A 17,711-nucleotide genomic window follows, 5' to 3' on the forward strand; every position below is an offset into this window, starting at 1 on the left:
GGGCACAGCGATGGCGATCAGGCCCCGCCCTGGATGTTGGCCTTTACTGCGGGCTGCATCAGTGCTGGCTCGTCCAGCGTGGCATCGCGGGCCTGGCGCACGCTGACGAACTCCGCCTCGGCCACGCCTTCGTGCACGTGGATGTTGTGCGCGCGCTGTTCGCCGATGGTGGTTTCATTGGCGAACCCGCGGCCGCCCGGACCGTAGTCGTGGCAGACGAACACGCGGGTGGCGTCGGGCAGTGCGAGCAGGCGCTGGATCGAGCGGTACAGCTGCGCGGCGTCGCCGCCGGGGAAATCGCAGCGGGCGGTGCCGCCATCGGGCATGAACAGCGAGTCGCCGGTGAACAGCGCATCGCCGATCAGGTAGGCGATGCTGTCGCTGGTATGGCCGGGTACGGCGATCACCTGGCAGCGCTGTTCGCCCAGAGCGAAGATTTCGCCATCGCTGAACAGGTGATCGAAGATTTCATCTGCCGCAGGAAGCTGCAGGCCGTAGCGCGGCGCAAAGGTGGCCTGCACCGCGCGGATGCCTTCGCCGATGGCCAGCGTGGCCTGCGGGAAACGTTGCTTCAGGCGGCGCCCGGCCGACACATGGTCGGCATGGGCATGGGTCTCCAGCAGCCAGCGCAGCTGCAGGCCGTGCTGTTCGATCGCCTGCAACGCGGCATGCAGCGGCGCTTCACTGCTGGCGTCGGTATCCGGGTCGTAGTCCAGCACCGGGTCGATCAGCGCTGCCTCGCCACTGGCCGGGTCGCTGACCAGATAGCTGAAGGTGTTGCTGTCACGGTGGAAGAACGACTGCACCTGGACCGGCATCGGAATGCTCCTCAGCGCGTGCCGAGCACGCGGTTCAGCAACTGCGCCAGGTTCTCACCGGCCAGTCGCAGCTGCGCTTCGGCCAGCGGCCGGTAGCGCTCGGTGTATTCGTCACCGATTTTACGCGTGGCCGGATAAACGCCAGCTTGCATGGAGATGCGGCAGCTGGCCTCGGCCCACGTCTGCGGGTCGCGCTGCGGGTTGGACTGCCGCGCCAGCTTCGGCGCGCGCTGGCTCTGCAGCACCGGCAGGTAGCCGGCATCGTCCAGCTTGCGGGTGTTGAGCATGCCGCTGTCCCACAGCGAGTGCAGATTGGTACCGCGGTTGCCGAACTGCAGCTGGAAGTCGTTGCCGCCCTTGTCGTGGGCATAACCGGCGTGCATCGGCTGGTGGATGTCGCCGACCAGGTGCACGACGAACTTCAGTGCCTGCAGGCGCTCGCCGTCGGTCAGGCTGCGGTCGCCGAGGATAGCGCTCTGCGCCTTGAGGGCTTCGACGATGCAGTTGCCGTTCTTGCAGTGTTTCGGTGCTTCGTAGTGGCAGTCGTCTTCGGCAATGTTGACGTAGTGCCAGCCCGCCGAGCGACGGCCCAGGCCCGGGTCCTTGGCGCGCAGCTGGTCGGCCCAGGGCGCGATGCTGGCCAGGGTGGCGTCCGGTTCGGTGGCCAGCAGGCGGTCCACTTCGGCGCGGGCGGCGGGGTTGAGGCGGGCGTCGGCGACTTCGGCAACCAGGCGGTGGCCTTGCGCGCCCCAGGCGTGGGCAGGGGCGGCGACGGACAGCAGGGCCGGCGCCAGGGCGGCGGCGAGGAACAGGGAGTGCAGGGCTTTCATGCGCCCATTCTAGCGGGGTAGGTGGATTGAAGAGCGGCGCGTTCCTGTTCCGAAGTGGGAGCGCAGCGGAAGGAGCGGCGCTCCCCGCCTCGCCCCAGCTCCGGAAACGCTTCAGTCCCAGGAACAAAAAAGCCCCGGCAATCACCGGGGCAACATGCTGCGAGGGTTTTGCGTGTGGCGGGGGAGCGGGGGCGAAGCCCCCGCGTTCAACACTCCGCTTAGAACTTGAAGACGTACGAAGCGCCGTAGACCAGCGGATCGATGTTGACCGTGCCGATCTTCTCGCCGTTCAATTTCACCTTGCTGTCGATGTCGATCCAGCGCATGTCCACGCGCAGGGCACCCTTCTCGCCGATCGCGAAGTCCACGCCGGCGTGTGCGGCCAGGCCCCACGAATCCTGCAGCTTCAGCTTGCTGCCGGCCAGCGCACCAGTGGTGTCTTCGCTGAAGAAGGTGGTGTAGTTCACGCCCGCACCGATGAACGGCGACACCTTGCCCTTGCTGTTGAAGTGGTACTGCAGGGTCACCACCGGCGGCAGCTGCTTGGTGCTGCCGACGCGGCCCAGGCCGTTGATGTTGATGTCGTGCTTGAACGGCAGCGCGGCCAGCACTTCGATGCCCAGGTTGTCAGCGATGAAGTACTCGCCGGTGATGGTCGGCTTGACGTCGTTGTCGACGTCGACCTTCAGGGTGCCGCCGGCCAGCCAGCCGTTGTTCGACTTCGGTGCCACTTGGTGCACGCCGGCCGAAACGGTCCAGTCGCCCTTGGACTGGGCCATGGCCGGGGCGGCGGCGAGGGACAGGGCAGCGGCCAGGCTGGCCACGATCAGGGGGGAGGTCTTGCGCATGGGGGTGTTCTCGTTGCTGGGTGGATGGCGACAGTCTCGGCCTCACGCCGCGCTAACGCTTTGATCCGGATCAAATCCTGTCCGTGGGCCGGCCGGCGGTCCCGGCTGGCCCACGGTGGCCAGCGGCGGTTTGCTAGACTTGTGGGCCCTATCCATCCCGCCGCACCTGTCGCGGCCGCAGGAGCTTGAGAAATGGCAATCAAGGTTGGTATCAACGGTTTCGGTCGCATCGGGCGTAACGTCCTGCGCTCGGCGGTGCTGAACTTCGGCGACGACATCGAAATCGTGGCCATCAACGATCTGCTGGAGCCGGACTACCTGGCGTACATGCTCAAGTACGACTCCGTGCACGGCCGCTTCAAGGCCGACGTGGCGGTGCAGGGCAACGACCTGCTGGTCAACGGCAAGAAGATCCGCCTGACTCAGGAACGCGACCCGGCCAACCTGAAGTGGGATGAAGTCGGCGCCGACGTGGTGCTGGAAGCCACCGGCCTGTTCCTGACCAAGGAAACCGCGCAGAAGCACATCGATGCCGGCGCCAAGAAGGTCATCATGTCCGCCCCGTCGAAGGACGACACGCCGATGTTCGTGTTCGGCGTGAACGACAAGACCTACGCCGGCCAGGCGATCATCTCCAATGCGTCGTGCACCACCAACTGCCTGGCCCCGCTGGCCAAGGTGATCAACGACAAGTGGGGCATCAAGCGCGGCCTGATGACCACCGTGCATGCGGCCACTGCCACCCAGAAGACCGTTGACGGCCCGTCCAACAAGGACTGGCGCGGCGGCCGTGGCATCCTGGAGAACATCATTCCCTCGTCCACCGGTGCGGCCAAGGCCGTCGGCGTGGTCATCCCGGAACTGAACAAGAAGCTGACCGGCATGAGCTTCCGCGTGCCGACCTCGGACGTGTCGGTGGTCGACCTGACCGTCGAGCTGGAAAAGGAAGCCACCTACGCCGAGATCTGCGCCGAAGTGAAGGCACAGAGCGAAGGTCCGCTGAAGGGCATCCTGGGCTACACCGAAGACAAGGTCGTGGCTACCGATTTCCGCGGCGAAACCTGCACCTCGGTGTTCGACGCCGATGCCGGCATCGCCCTGGACGGCACCTTCGTCAAGCTGGTGACCTGGTACGACAACGAGTGGGGCTACTCCAACAAGTGCCTGGAGATGGCCAAGGTCATCGCCGCCAAGTAAGGCTGGCGCAGATCGCAGACGGACCCCGGCCTGGCCGGGGTTCGTCGTTCAGGGGGGCCGCCCTGTCGTAGCATGGAGCCGTCGACCGCCGCCGCTGGGGCGCGGGATCGCATTGGAAGCACGCAATGGAAGCACTGATAGCCCTGGTCGTACTGGTTCTTCTGGCCATCCCGCTGCTGCTGGTGGTGGCACTGGTGATGATTGCCGGCCTGCGCCGCCGCGTTGCCGCCCTGGAAGGCGCGCTGGCCGCGGGGCCTGCCACCGCCACGCCCGCCGCCGCGCCTGAACGGCCTGTGGCCACGCCCACCGCCAGTGCCGACCCCCCGTTCCTGCGGCCGGTCGTCGCTGCGGCGTCGCAACCCCCTCGGCCCCCGGTGCGCGAAGCAGCACCCGCCGACGCACCTGCACCACGCCCGGCTGCACCACCGCCGGTGCCGCCGGTGCCGGTGCAGCCGCCATTGCCTTCCGAACCGGCCCTGCCCAACGTCATCGAGCGCGGCATCGGTGCGGTCAAGCGCTGGTTCACCGAAGGCAACGTGCCGGTCAAGATCGGCATGCTGGTGCTGCTGGCCGGTGTCGCGGCGCTGCTGAAGTACGTCAGCGACCAGGGCTGGCTGGTGCTGCCGATCGAACTGCGCCTGGCCGGCATCACCGTGGCTGCGCTGGGCCTGCTGGCATTCGGCTGGCACCAGCGCGAACGCCGGCGCCTGTTTGCGCTGGCGCTGCAGGGCGGTGCCATCGGCGTGCTGCTGCTGACCATCTTTGCGGCCTTCAAGCGCTTCGACCTGATTCCGCCGGCCTTTGCCTTTGCCAGTTCGATCGCACTGGTCGCCGGGCTGTGCGTGCTGGCGGTGGTGCAGAACTCGCGCACGCTGGCCGTACTGGGCATCCTGGCCGGCTTCATGGCACCGCTGTGGCTGTCCACCGGCAGTGGCAACCACGTGGGGTTGTTCAGCTACTACGCCGTGCTCAACGCGGGCATCTTCGCCATTGCGTGGTTCCGCCCATGGCGCGCACTGAACCTGCTGGGCTTCGCCTTCACCTTCGGCATCGGCACCTTCTGGGGCGTGCTGCAGTACGTACCGGACAAGTTCAGCAGCACTGAGCCGTTCCTGCTGTTGTTCTTCGTGTTCTACCTGCTGATTCCGCTGCTGTACGCACGCCGCCAGCCGGCCGGCCGGCGTGACCTGGTCGATGGCAGCCTGGTGTTCGGCACGCCGCTGGTCGCGTTCTCGCTGCAGGCGGGCATGCTGCACGCGCAACCGATGACGCTGGCCCTGTGCGCGCTGGGCCTGGCCGCGATCTACGCGGTATTGGCCCGGGCGCTGATCGCACGCGCCTCCTATACCGTGCTGGCGCAGTCGCATGCCGTGCTTGCGGTGGGTTTCGCCACGCTGGCGGTACCGCTGGCATTGTCGGCGCGCGCCACCGGCGCGGTGTTCGCGTTGGAAGGTGCCGGTCTGGCATGGCTGGGGCTGCGCCAGAAGCGCTGGCTGCCGCAGGTGTCCGGCGCCCTGCTGCAGATCGGCGCCGCGTTCGCTTTCGTTGCCGGCGGCGACCATTGGCATGAGGACCTGCGCTTCCTGATCAATCCGACCGCCATCGGCGCGCTGTTGCTGGCCCTGGCCGGTTTTGCGTCGGCGTGGAGCTACCAGCGCCGGCCGCGTCATGAGGTCGCACTGGTGTACTACCTGTGGGGCCTGCTGTGGTGGCTGGGCGGCCTGGCCCATGAGATCACCCGCTTTTTCCCGTATCGCACCGAAGTGGACGCGTTGCTGGTGCTGGCCGCGGTCACTGCCTGGCTGGCGGCCGAAGTGCAGCGTCGACAACCGGCGCGTGCGCTGGGCGTGACGGCGCTGGCGATGCTCGCGCTGGGCTTCCCGCTGGCCCTGATGCAGAGCGATGCACACCACCAGCCGTTCGCCGGCTATGGCGCGCTGGCCTGGGCGGTGTTCGCGGTCCTGGGCGTGCGCACCCTGCTGTGCCTGCGCCAGGGCGGCGATACCGTGGCCCGCATCGCGCAGTTCCTGTGGTGGCTGCTGTGGCCGTCGCTGCTTTCGCTGCTGGCCCTGTGGGGAGGCGGCGAAGCCGATCTGGCACAGGGCTGGACGACCCTGCTGGTGACCGTGCCGTGGCTGCTGATGGCGGCGCTGTCGCTGTGGCGCTGGAACGCGCTGCGCTGGCCGCTGGGCGAGGCATTCGACCGCGTGCGTGTGCCCCTGCAATGCGTGCTGTTCGGCCTGCTGTCGGTCGGTTGGTTGTTCGGCCAGCTGCTGCCGGGCGACGCCGCACCGCTGCTGTGGCTACCGGTGCTGAATCCGGCCGAGATCGGCCAGTGGCTGAGCCTGTTGCTGCTGGCGCGCTGGCTGTACGGCGACCAGGCACCGCAGGGGCTGCTGAAGATGCGCCTGCCGCTGCTGGCACTGGCGGCCTTCGTCGCGCTGACCAGCCTGGTGCTGCATGGCGTGCACCAGTGGGGTGGGCTGGCGTGGAGCGCGTCGATGATGCGCTTCAGCCTGGCCCAGACCAGCCTGACCGTGCTGTGGAGCGTGCTCGGCGTGATCGCGTGGGTGTGGGGCTCGCGGCGTGGCCAGCGCGTGTTGTGGATGGTCGGTGCGGTGCTGATGGGCGTGGTACTGGCCAAGCTGGTCCTTGTCGATCGTCAGCACCTGGGCAACCTGCTGGGTATTGCATCGTTCATTGCCTACGGCCTGCTGTGCACGGTCGTGGGTTATCTGGCACCGGCGCCGCCCAGTGCCGCGCCGTCCGTGGAGGAAAAACAATGAGGAAGTGGAGCAGGGCGCTGCTGCCGGCGATGTTCGGCATGCTGGCCGCCGTCGTGGTGCAGGCGGCTGATTACCGCACGCAGTATGCCGAGCAATGGCCGCTCACATTGTCCAGCGCGCAGTCCGGTGCCTACCGCATCGTGCTGGAGCCGGCGATCTACCGCCGCGCCGTGAGCGCCGACCTCAGCGACCTGCAGGTGTTCAACGCGGCCAGCCAGTTACTGCCGTCGGCACTGCTGGCGCCGGACCAGCCGCTGGCGCAGCCGCCGGTGCAGCGCGAGCTGCCGTGGTTCGCGTTGCCGCCGCTGGCCGATGCCCAGCGCAACGACCTGCAGCTGCTGACCGAGCGCGATACCGATGGCCGCGTGCGCCGGGTTGAAGCGCGGGTGGGGAGCGCGGGGGCAGCGAAGGGGCAGGGCGGCTGGCTGATTGACGCCAGCATGCTCGACCAGCAGCCGCTGGCGGCGCTGGTGCTGGACTGGGCCGACAGCGGCCAGCCGTTGCAGGCACAGGTGCAGGTGGATGCCAGCGACGATCTGCAGCACTGGCGCCCGATCGGCCGCGACGTGCCGCTGGTGGACCTGCAGCGCGCCGGCAAGCGCCTGCTGCAGCGCCGCCTGCAGGTGGATGGGGCCGCGCGCTACCTGCGTGTTCTGGCGCAGGGTGATTCGCAGCTGCCGACCCTGCGCGGCGTGCTGGCGGAGCTGCCGCCAGCGCCGGCGACGCTGCCGTGGGAATGGCTGTCGCTAGAGCCGACCACGAACGGCAAGGGCGAGTACACCTTCGAGATGGATGGCCGGTTCCCGGTGGCACGTGCCGATGTGGCCAGCACCGATAACAGCCTGGTGCAGTGGACGCTGTTCAGTCGCGATGACGAGGGTGCCGAGTGGCAGCGCCGCAGCGCGCCGTGGATCGCCTACCAGGTGCAGCAGGGCACGCAGGGCCAGCGCCAGCAGTCGGCGGCACAGCCGCTGGGCGGGGTGCACCGCGACCGCTACTGGAAGCTCGTGGCGAATCCGGCGGAAACCGCCACCGCCCCGACACTGCGGCTGGGCTACCAGCCGGAAGTGCTGGTGTTCCTGAGCCAGGGCGCGGCGCCCTACGCGCTGGCGGTAGGCAGCGCGACGGCGCGCCGCACCGACGCACCGATCGGCGTGCTGATCGAGGAACTGCGGCAGCGCAACGATCCATCGTGGCAGCCGACCCTGGCGCGACTGGAAGGCAGCCCGGAACCGCTGGCGGGTGATGCGGCGCTGAAGCCGCAACGTGACTGGAAGTCGTGGTTGCTGTGGGCGTTGCTGGGCTTGGGCGTGGTGGTAGTGGGTGGCCTGGCGCTCAGCCTGCTTCGGCAGAAGCCGACGCCTTCGGCGTAGGTTGCGGCGAACGGCGCAGCCCCTCGTGGGTGGGGGGCGTGTAAAGCAACAGCCGCGCTTGGCCGGGCGGGGTGGGTTTACGGCGTCCCCTGCCAGGCCACACCACCCCGGCCCATCCACGGCAACACGAAGCGCCAGCGCTTTGCTGTCGCTGTCGCTCTGCGCTTCTGCCTGCCGCAGGCATCGGCCCTGCCACCACCCGCAGCCGATACAATGCCCGTCTGCCGTACTCCGGCATCCCGTCCCCGAGCCAAAGAGTTGCCCATGTCCATCGTCCGCATGACCGACCTCGACCTCTCCGGCAAGCGCGTGCTGATCCGCCAGGATCTGAACGTGCCGATCGAGAATGGCCGCATCACCTCCGAACAGCGCATCACCGCTTCGCTGCCGACGCTCAAGCGCGCGCTGGAGCAGGGCGCGGCAGTGATGGTCACCTCGCACCTGGGGCGCCCGAAGGAAGGCGTGTGGAGCGAGGCCGACTCGCTGGCGCCGGTCGCGCAGCGGCTGTCCGCGCTGCTTGGCCGTGAGGTCCCGCTGGTGCGTGACTGGGTTGACGGTGTCGACGTGCAGCCGGGCCAGCTGGTGCTGCTGGAAAACTGCCGCATGAACGTCGGCGAGGGCAAGGACGATGAAGCCCTTTCGAAGAAGTATGCCGCCCTGTGCGATGTGTTCGTGATGGATGCCTTCGGCACCGCGCACCGCGCGCAGGCGTCCACCCACGGTGTCATCCGCTTCGCCCCGGTCGCTGCCGGCGGCCCGCTGCTGATGGCCGAGCTGGACGCGCTGGCGCAGGCGCTGGACGCACCGGCCAAGCCGCTGCTGGCCATCGTCGCGGGCAGCAAGGTCAGCACCAAGCTGGAGCTGCTGGCCAACCTGGTCGGCAAAGTCGACCAGCTGATCGTCGGTGGTGGCATTGCCAACACCTTCATTGCTGCGGCGGGCTACAACGTCGGCAAGTCGCTGTACGAGCCGGACCTGCTGGACACCGCGAAGAAGATCGTGGCCGACGCCAAGGCGCGTGGCGCCGACATCCCGCTGCCGGTCGACGTGGTCACCGCCAAGCAGTTCATGCCGGATGCCGTTGCCGAAGTGAAGGCGGTCGACGCCGTCGCCGAAGACGACCTGATCCTCGACATCGGCCCGCAGACTGCCGCGCAGTACGCGCAGCTGATCGACAAGGCCGGCACCGTGGTCTGGAACGGTCCGGTCGGTGTGTTCGAATTCGACGCCTTCAGCAAGGGCACCGAAGCGCTGGCCCGCGCCATCGCCGGCTCGAAGGCGTTCTCGATCGCTGGCGGCGGCGACACCCTGGCCGCAGTCGACAAGTTCGATATCGCCGGGCAGGTCAGCTACATCTCCACCGGCGGTGGCGCATTCCTGGAATTCCTGGAAGGCAAGACCCTGCCGGCGGTCGCCGCCCTCGACGCGCGCGGCGCATGAGTGCCGACCGCAACAGGGATGTGCTGTTCTTCGACCTCGACGGCACGCTGATCGATTCGCAGGTCGGCATCACCGCCTGCATCGCCTATGCGCTGCAGAAGATGGACCATCCGGTGCAGCCGCAGGAAACCCTGCTGGGCTGGATCGGTCCGTCGCTGCGCACCACCTTCACGCCGCTGTTCATCGAACCGGCGCGGGTGGAACAGGCGGTGGGCTACTACCGCGAGCGGTTCGACGTCGAAGGCTGGCGCGAACACACGGTGTACCCGCAGGTGGAAGACACGCTGCGCACGCTGCATGGCCGTGGCCACCGCCTGGCGGTGGTCACCGCCAAGAACGAGCCGCATGCGCGTCGCATCCTTGAGCACCTGCCGTTTGGCGGGCTGTTCGAGGAGATCATCGGTTCGACCCTGGATGGCTCGCGCAGCCACAAGCCGGAGCTGGTCGGGGAAGCTCTGCGCCGGCTGCAGGTGCAGCCCGCACAGTGCTGGATGATCGGCGACCGCCGCATGGACATCGAAGGCGCGCGTCACCACGGCCTGCGCAGCGTGGGTGTGCTGTGGGGCTTTGGCGGTGAGGCGGAACTCACTGCGGCCGGCGCTGGCCAGCTGGCACGCGAACCGGCGCAGCTGGAAACGCTGCTGGCCTAGCTTCCTGTAGCGCGGAGCCGATGCCCGGCTGCTCCGGCGCATGCCCGGCCGGGCATGGGCTCGGCGCCACAGCACGCCCTGCGCCACCGTATGTCCGCATGATGTCCGTTCGATGACCCGCGGAGTCAGGCGGCACAAGGCTGTAACCGTATACATGCGGCGTGAAGGATGTGCTAATTTCCGTTCTTTAACGGGAGAGGCCCATCCACCATGTTCGAGCGTCAGCGTCGCACCAAGATCCTTGCCACCCTCGGTCCGGCCACTGACCCGCCGGGCGTGCTGGAGGATCTGTTCCGCGCCGGCGTCAACGTGGTGCGCCTCAATTTCAGCCATGGCGATCCGTCCGGCCAGGCCAAGCGCGCCGCCGAAGTGCGCGCCGCGTCGGCCCGGGTGGGCGTGGAAGTGGGCATCCTGGCCGACCTGCCGGGCCCGAAGATCCGCATCGAGCGCTTCGCCGAAGGCAAGGTGCAGCTGAAGGCGGGTGACCGCTTCGACCTGATCGCCAGCGAGAACGCCGGGCCCGGCAATGCCAGCCAGGTGGGCGTCAGCTACCTCGGCCTGCCGCAGGACGTGGGCCCGGGTGACGTCCTGCTGCTCGACGACGGCCTGATGCAGCTGCAGGTGGTGGAAGTGCAGGGCGACCGCATCGTCAACACCGTGCTCAACGACGGCGTGCTGTCCGACCGCAAGGGACTGAACAAGCAGGGCGGCGGCCTTTCGCTGGGTGCGCTGACCGAGCGCGACAAGGAACTGATCGGCATCGTCGCCAAGATCGGCGTCGACTTCATCGCCGTGTCGTTCTGCCGCAACGCACAGGACATGAACGACGCACGCGACATCGCGCGCTCGCACGGCTGTGACGCGGCGCTGGTGTCGAAGATCGAGCGCACCGAGGCGATCGAGAACCTGGAAGAAATCGTCGAGGCCAGCGATGTGGTGATGGTCGCCCGTGGCGACCTCGGTGTGGAAATCGGCGATGCCGAGCTGCCGGGCCTGCAGAAGAAGATCATCAAGGCCTCGCTGGCGCAGAACAAGGTGGTGATCACCGCCACGCAGATGCTGCAGTCGATGGTGGAAAGCCCGATCCCGACCCGCGCCGAAGTGCTGGACGTGGCCAACTCGGTCATCGACGGTACCGACGCGGTGATGCTGTCGGCCGAAACCGCCGCGGGTGCCTATCCGGTGAAGGCCGTGGAAGCGATGGCGCGCATCTGCCTGGGGGCCGAGCGCCAGTTCCAGACCGAGACCGACTTCAATGCCTCGCCGCGCAACCTGGAACGTGCCGACCAGGCCATCGCCATGGCCACCATGTTCCTGTCGCAGCACGTGGGCGTGCGCGCGATCGTGGCGATGACCGAATCCGGCGGCACCGCGCGTTACCTGTCGCGTTTCCGCGCCAAGGCGCCGGTGTTCGCGGTGACCCGCCACGATGGTGCGCGTCGCCAGATGGCGCTGATGCGCGATGTGTTCCCGATCAACTTCGACAGCCGCGGCCTGACCCCGCGCGAAGCGGCGCGCGGCAGCATCCGCCTGCTGGTCGAATCGGAACTGCTGCAGGCCGGTGACCGCGTCGTGTTCACCAGCGGCGAGCACATGGAAACCCACGGTGCCACCAATACCCTGCGCCTGCTGGAAGTGGGCGAGGACGGCCGCGCCATCGGCCTGGGCGACCTGTAAGCCCTGACGGTCGGGTCGGCGCTGCCGATCCGGGGTCAGAGCCCCTGCGGGGATCCGACCCCGCACTGGCCAGGGGTCAGATCCCGAAGGGGCTCTGACCCCATGCCGCAGGACATCCATTGTCCTGCGTAGACGTGGAAGCGTTTCCATCCTGTCCTCCACGGCGAGGCAACGGGCAGCAGGGCTATACTTACGTTTTTCCCGCACCCGCCACAGGAAATACATGAGCATCGAACAGCTGGCTGAAACCGCCCAGGCCATGGTCGCCCCGGGCAAGGGCATCATCGCGATCGACGAATCCACCGCTACCATCGCCAAGCGTTTCGCCGGCGTCGGTATCGAGAACACCGAGGAGAACCGTCGCGCCTACCGCGAGCTGCTGCTGACGACGCCGAAGCTCAACGAGCACATTTCCGGCGCCATCCTGTACGACGAAACCATCCGCCAGTCGACCAAGGACGGCGTGCCGTTCGCCAAGTACATGGCCGACCACGGCATGATTCCGGGCATCAAGGTGGACAAGGGTGCGCACCCGCTGGCCGGCTGCCCCGGCGAGCTGGTGACCGAAGGCCTGGACGGCCTGCGCGAGCGCCTGCAGGAGTACTACAAGCTGGGCGCGCGCTTTGCCAAGTGGCGTGCGGTGATCAACATCGGCGAGAGCATCCCGTCGGGTACCTGCATCGAGTCCAACGCCCATGCGCTGGCCCGTTATGCGGCCCTGTGCCAGGAATGCGGCCTGGTGCCGATGGTCGAGCCGGAAGTGATCATGGATGGCGACCATGACATCGAAACCTGCTACGAAGTGACCGAAGCCACCCTGCGTTCGCTGTTCGACGCCCTGTACCAGCAGAACGTGCTGCTGGAAGGCACCATCCTGAAGGCATCGATGGTCATCTCGGGCAAGGACTGCGAAGAGCAGGCCGATGTCGAGGAAGTGGCCGAGTCGACCGTGATGTGCCTGAAGAGCACCGTGCCGGCGATCCTGCCGGGCGTGGTGTTCCTGTCCGGCGGCCAGACCGACGAGCAGTCCACCGAACACCTGAACGCGATGAACCAGCTGGGCAACCTGCCGTGGCCGCTGAGCTTCTCCTACGGCCGCGCCATGCAGCAGGCCGCGCTGAAGCTGTGGGCCAAGGACATGAAGGGCAACTACGCCGCCGCCCAGAAGACCGTGTACGAGCGCGCCAAGGACAATGGCCTGGCCGCGCTGGGCAAGTGGAACGGTTGATCCGCCCGATCGCTGGATGAACAGGGCAACGCCGGCATCGCGCCGGCGTTTGCTTTTGCGGGTATCTTTTCCGCCCCCGTGTGCCCGGCCGGTACGCGGGAACCACATGGAAGGCCAAGGAGAAACAACATGCGTCTGGCAGCAATGACTCTGGCCGTTGCCACGGCCCTCGTCGCCGGCGGTTGCAACCGCATCGGCGGCGGCGCGGATGCGGGCAAGGCCGCGTCCCTCGATTTCGACAAACCAGTGTCCGGCGAGATCACCTCGCGCAGCGGCATCAACTACAACGATGGCAGCCACCACCAGCTTTACCAGATCAAGCTGGAAGACCGGCAGCTGGTTGGACTGAAGCTGACCGGTTCGCTGAGTGGCTCGATCGCGGTATTCAGCAACGGCAGCCTGGTGGCCAGCAGTGCCACCGGTTACGAGCGCGCGGACGACGTCTCGCTGGCGTTCCGTGCCAACGGTGCCGGCACCTACCAGGTGGCGGTCAACGCCAACGGCTCGACCGATTACGGTCCGTACCGTCTGCGTGCCGAGAAGCTGGTGCCGTACGACGGCAAGCCGATCGCCGGCGCTGGCGAAGTCGTCGACATGCTGGCCGGCGAAGCCCAGGAATACACCCTGCAGGTGGACAAGGCCGGCCTGTACGACATCCGCCTGGAGTCGGATGCGTTCGATCCGGTGCTGAAGCTGGAAGGGCCGGACGTGGATGCCGAGAACGATGATGGTGACGGCATCAACTCGCGCCTGAGCCTGTCGTTGAAGCCGGGCAAGTACACCCTGACGGCACGTGGCCTTGGCAGCGGCGTCAGCGGCATGTTCAAGCTGTCTGCCAAGCGCATCGAGCTGCCGGGCAACCTGGTTGAACGTGATGGCACGGCGCTGCCGAAGTCGGGCAGCGTGTACACGATGCTCGACAACGATGGCCGCCGCCGCTTCCTGCTGTCCCTGGACCGCCCGGCCGATGTCCGCCTGGATGCGATCTCCAGCCAGGTCGATACCGTGCTGCGCGTCGTTGGCGGCGACGTCGAGCTGACCGACGATGACGGCGGCAACGATACCAATGCGCGCCTGGAAGAAACCCTGCCGGCCGGTCACTACACCGTGGATGTGTCCAGCCTGAGCAATGGCGCGGGCCTGGTGGAAGTGCGCGTGCAGGTGGAGGGTGCCAGCGGGGATGGAGCTGCGGCTTCGGCGGCGCGTGCAGCGGCCGATGCTGCGGCCAGCGCCGATGATGCTGCAGCCGTGGAAGCCGCCAGCCGTTGACGGTGATCCGCGCTCCGCGTGGATCAGCGCAACGCTGCAAAGGAAAAGGCCGGGCATTGCCCGGCCTTTTTTTCATGCTTGCGTACCGGCGGTCAGTGCGCGGCGGCAAAGCCCGCATCGCCCAGGGGCGGCAGCATCGACCCGCGCGATTCGCTGTCCGCGCCTTGCCCGGCGGCGTTCAGCGCCTGCTGGTAGGCCTTGGCGGTGGCGGTGTTGAACGCCACCAGCACGATCCGCATCGGTTGCGCGTGGCTGCGCTGCCAGGCCAGTGTTTCGGTCACCGCGATCTGCGCCGCCTGGTACAGCGGATAGCCATAGACACCGCAGCTGATCGCCGGGAACGCGATCGACTGCACGCCCAGCGACTCGGCCAGCTGCAGCGACTTCCAGTAGCAGTTCGCAAGCAACGCCGGTTCGTCGCGCTGGCCGTCATGCCAGACCGGGCCGACCGTGTGCAGTACATGGCGCGCCGGCAGCGCATGGGCGCTGGTGGCGCGCACTTCGCCCGTCGGGCAACGCACGCCCGGGCGCAACTCCGGCAACTGCGCGCACTCGGCCAGCAAGGCCGGGCCGGCCGCGCGATGGATCGCGCCGTCGACACCGCCGCCACCGAGCAGTGTTTCGTTGGCCGCGTTGACGATCGCATCCACCGCCAGGGTCGTGATGTCACCCTGCCAAACCTCGATCTTCATGCGTCCGTCTCCTGCCTGTGAGGTGATCCGCGCAGCAGCTGCGCCGGCTGTTCCCACGGTAGGGGACAGGGCATCGATGCTGCGTCATGACCGTCTCACGCGCTGCGATCCGACGGCCTTCACGCACGATGGCGGGCGACGCCTTCACGCAGGCTGAAGCAGAGCGGGGTCGGAGCCCTTTCCCTGCGGAAAAGGGATCCGACCCCGGGCCCGTAACAGGATGGGGTCAGATCCTTTTCCGGATGGAAAAGGCTCTGACCCGGATGTCACGGCAGGCCGGCCAGCCAGTCGTCGTCGGAGCCTTCGTTGACATCGGCGAACAGCGGCGTGGAGAAGTAGCGTTCACCGGTATCCGGCAGCATTGCCAGGATCACCGCGCCCGGTTCTGCGCGGGCCGCCACGTCCAGCGCGCTGGCCACAGTGGCACCGGCAGAGATGCCGACGAAGATGCCTTCCTCGGCAGCCAGGCGGCGCGCGGTGGCGATCGCGCGGTCATCTTCGACCGACAGCAGTTCATCCACCACATCGCGATTGAGCACGTCCGGCACGAAGTCCGGGGTCCAGCCCTGGATCTTGTGCGGTTTCCAGTCATCGCCCTTGAGCAGGGCAGCGCCGGCCGGCTCGGTGGCGATGATGCGGGTCTGCGGGCGCGCCACCTTCAGGACCTCGCCTACGCCGGTGAGCGTACCGCCGGTGCCCCAGCCGCTGACGAAGTAGTCCAGCCGCTTGCCGGCGAAGTCGCGCAGGATTTCCGCAGCGGTGGTGCTGCGGTGATAGGCCGGGTTGGCCGGGTTGGCGAACTGGCTGGCCAGGAACCAGCCGTGCTGCTCGGCAAGCTCGCGCGCCTTGCGCACCATGCCGCTGCCGCGTTCGGCGGCCGGGGTCAGGATGACCTTGGCACCGTACGCGCGCATCAGCTTGCGGCGTTCCACCGAGAACGTCTCGACCATGGTGGCCACGAACTTATAGCCGCGCGCGGCAGCGACCATCGCCAGCGCCACGCCGGTGTTGCCCGAGGTGGCCTCCACGATCGTGTCGCCCGGCTTGAGCAGGCCACGTGCTTCGGCGTCGAGGATGATCGCCAGCGCCAGGCGGTCCTTGACCGAGCCGCCCGGATTGAACGATTCAACCTTGACGTAGACGCTGACCTGCGGCGGTGCCAGGCGCTGCAGCTTGACGATGGGGGTGTTGCCGACGGTATCGAGGATGGAGTCGTACAGGGCCATGGAAGCGCTCCGGAAACGGGGGCCACGCCGGGCTTCGGCGGGCGAAGGGGAGGGCTGGCTGTTCAGGCCAGCGGCTGCCGGCTGACCGTAGCGCCGGCATATGACGCCCGGAAATGACCAGATACCTTTCTTAAACAACCTTTGGTTATAAGCTGGTGACGGCAATTGACCCTAGAGTGGACCTCCGCCCCACGCCGCCTGCCTCCCATGACGCTGACCCAGCTGCGCTACCTGGTTGCCATCGCCGACGCCGAGCTGAACATCACGCTGGCCGCTTCGCGCGTGCACGCCACCCAGCCCGGCCTGTCCAAGCAGCTCAAGCAGCTGGAGGATGAGCTCGGGTTCCTGTTGTTCGTGCGCAAGGGCCGCAGCCTGGAGTCGGTCACCCCGGCCGGCACCGAGGTGATCGCCCGTGCCCGCGCGGTGCTGGCCGAGGCCAACAACATCCGCACCTACGCCGCCAACCAGCGCCGCGAGAGCCAGGGCCAGCTGATCCTGACCACCACCCACACCCAGGCGCGCTTCGTGCTGCCACCGGCGGTGGCGGCGATCAAGCAGGCCTACCCGCAGGTCAGCGTGCACCTGCAGCAGGCCGGTGAAGCCGACGCGCTGGACCGCTTGAACCAGGGGGATGCCGATATCGCGATCATCAGCACCGCTGGCGGCGAACCGACCGATGGCATCGCGGTTCCCCTGTTCCGCTGGCGGCGGCTGGTGGTGGTGCCCAAGGGCCACCCGCTGGACCGCGCCGGTCGCGCACCGGACCTGGCCGCGCTGGCGCGGCAGCCGTTGATCAGCTACGAATCCTCGACCCGCCCGAATTCGTCGCTGCAGCGCGCCTTCGCCGCCCATGGGCTGGTGCCCGACCTGGCACTGACCGCGCTCGATGCCGACCTGATCAAGACCTACGTGCGTACGGGCCTGGGCGTGGGCCTGCTGGCCGAGATGGCGGTCAGTTCCAACGATGAAGACCTGAAGGCCTGGCCGGCGCCGGCGCCGATTGCCGAGTGCATCGCCTGGGCAGTGCTGCCACGCGACCGCGTGCTGCGTGATTACGCGTTGGAGCTGGTGCACGTGCTGGCCCCGCAGATCGATCCGCGCGACCTGCGCAGGGTGCTGGACGGCAACCAGGCGGCCGCGTGGCCGCTGCCACCAACCTGGGAGTCGCTGACCCAGACCATCACGGTGTGAGGTGGGTCGAGCAGGGCTTGCAGCCTTGCACCTGCGGTAGTGCCGGCCGCTGGCCGGCAACCTCAGAAGCAACATCAACATCAAATGCGGGTTTCCTGTGGGATGGCGGGGCGGTGTGGGCAGGCAGGACACGCCGTAAACCCCGCTCCGCGGTCCGGCCCAGCCGCCGGCGGCTGCGCGTTCGGGCGCTTGCGAAGCAGTGCTTCGCAAGCAAAGCGCCCTCACCCATGGGGGCTCGATGGCGCCATCCATGGCGCCAACGGTCCTGCCTGCCCACACCGCCCCACCTCTGACAGGTTCCGACGGCTGTTGGTAGGTGTCGACCTTGGTCGACACGGTAGATCCACGCCATGCGTGGACGCATTTCGATTCCAATTCGAAATATTCGATTCCGATGGAGACTCATCCACGCATGGCGTGGATCTACTGCAGATCGCAGAGATCTGTCGAAGGCGGGGTGGGTCCGGTTGCGGGAGTGTCCGCGGC

Annotated in this window: 14 protein-coding genes; 9 read left to right on the forward strand and 5 right to left on the reverse strand. The window is 67.7% G+C overall.

All coding sequences use genetic code 11. The annotated features are described in order from the left end of the window. Positions 1-17: 17 nt before the first annotated feature. From AC5P9C_RS09840 to AC5P9C_RS09850, 3 genes are all read right to left on the reverse strand, one after another. Entirely contained in the window at positions 18-818 is an 801-nt protein-coding gene (locus tag AC5P9C_RS09840; RefSeq protein WP_164687707.1) for an MBL fold metallo-hydrolase, read from the reverse strand. An 11-nt stretch (positions 819-829) separates the two neighbouring features. Then, a complete protein-coding gene (locus AC5P9C_RS09845; protein ID WP_197640265.1) occupies positions 830-1,648 on the reverse strand; it encodes a S1/P1 nuclease in 819 nt (272 codons plus the stop codon). 218 nt (positions 1,649-1,866) lie between these two features. Then, positions 1,867-2,496 carry an OmpW/AlkL family protein gene (locus AC5P9C_RS09850; RefSeq protein WP_049465611.1) on the reverse strand — a complete coding sequence of 210 codons (630 nt, stop codon included), beginning with the start codon at positions 2,494-2,496 and terminating at the stop codon, positions 1,867-1,869. 192 nt (positions 2,497-2,688) lie between these two features. Between AC5P9C_RS09850 and gap the strand changes: the two genes are divergently transcribed. From gap to AC5P9C_RS09890, 8 genes are all read left to right on the forward strand, one after another. Beyond that, on the forward strand, positions 2,689-3,693 hold the full coding sequence (gene gap / locus AC5P9C_RS09855) for a type I glyceraldehyde-3-phosphate dehydrogenase (RefSeq protein ID WP_049465610.1): 1,005 nt from the start codon (positions 2,689-2,691) through the stop codon (positions 3,691-3,693). A 125-nt stretch (positions 3,694-3,818) separates the two neighbouring features. Further along, positions 3,819-6,479, forward strand: a complete 2,661-nt coding sequence (locus tag AC5P9C_RS09860; RefSeq protein ID WP_343541662.1) for a DUF2339 domain-containing protein — start codon at positions 3,819-3,821, stop codon at positions 6,477-6,479. Further along, entirely contained in the window at positions 6,476-7,852 is a 1,377-nt protein-coding gene (locus tag AC5P9C_RS09865) for a DUF3999 domain-containing protein (protein ID WP_414615165.1), read from the forward strand. Before AC5P9C_RS09860 ends, AC5P9C_RS09865 begins: the two co-directional genes overlap by 4 nt. Positions 7,853-8,116: 264 nt before the next feature. Further along, positions 8,117-9,292, forward strand: coding sequence for a phosphoglycerate kinase (locus AC5P9C_RS09870; RefSeq protein WP_049465599.1), 1,176 nt, complete (start codon positions 8,117-8,119; stop codon positions 9,290-9,292). Beyond that, a complete protein-coding gene (locus AC5P9C_RS09875) occupies positions 9,289-9,942 on the forward strand; it encodes an HAD-IA family hydrolase (protein ID WP_343540806.1) in 654 nt (217 codons plus the stop codon). The genes AC5P9C_RS09870 and AC5P9C_RS09875 overlap by 4 nt, the downstream gene beginning before the upstream one ends. A gap of 210 nt (positions 9,943-10,152) precedes the next feature. After that, positions 10,153-11,619 carry a pyruvate kinase gene (gene pyk / locus AC5P9C_RS09880; RefSeq protein WP_049465592.1) on the forward strand — a complete coding sequence of 489 codons (1,467 nt, stop codon included), beginning with the start codon at positions 10,153-10,155 and terminating at the stop codon, positions 11,617-11,619. 223 nt (positions 11,620-11,842) lie between these two features. Beyond that, positions 11,843-12,847: a class I fructose-bisphosphate aldolase gene (locus AC5P9C_RS09885; protein ID WP_049465590.1), complete on the forward strand. Its 1,005-nt coding sequence runs from the start codon at positions 11,843-11,845 to the stop codon at positions 12,845-12,847. 129 nt (positions 12,848-12,976) lie between these two features. Continuing rightward, entirely contained in the window at positions 12,977-14,116 is a 1,140-nt protein-coding gene (locus tag AC5P9C_RS09890) for an ABC transporter substrate-binding protein (protein WP_495205155.1), read from the forward strand. 92 nt (positions 14,117-14,208) lie between these two features. Here the strand turns inward: AC5P9C_RS09890 and AC5P9C_RS09895 are convergent, their stop codons facing one another. Both AC5P9C_RS09895 and cysK read right to left on the reverse strand, forming a co-directional pair. Further along, on the reverse strand, positions 14,209-14,808 hold the full coding sequence (locus tag AC5P9C_RS09895) for an O-acetyl-ADP-ribose deacetylase (RefSeq protein WP_182068700.1): 600 nt from the start codon (positions 14,806-14,808) through the stop codon (positions 14,209-14,211). Positions 14,809-15,074: 266 nt separating this feature from the next. Then, positions 15,075-16,034 carry a cysteine synthase A gene (gene cysK / locus AC5P9C_RS09900; RefSeq protein ID WP_057493368.1) on the reverse strand — a complete coding sequence of 320 codons (960 nt, stop codon included), beginning with the start codon at positions 16,032-16,034 and terminating at the stop codon, positions 15,075-15,077. A 207-nt stretch (positions 16,035-16,241) separates the two neighbouring features. Between cysK and AC5P9C_RS09905 the strand changes: the two genes are divergently transcribed. After that, positions 16,242-17,225 (forward strand): LysR family transcriptional regulator, encoded by a 984-nt coding sequence (locus tag AC5P9C_RS09905; RefSeq protein ID WP_049465578.1) that lies wholly within the window; start codon positions 16,242-16,244, stop codon positions 17,223-17,225. The last annotated feature ends 486 nt before the right edge of the window (positions 17,226-17,711 follow it).

The sequence above is a fragment of the Stenotrophomonas sp. YJH_SMC_10 genome (assembly GCF_059371555.1).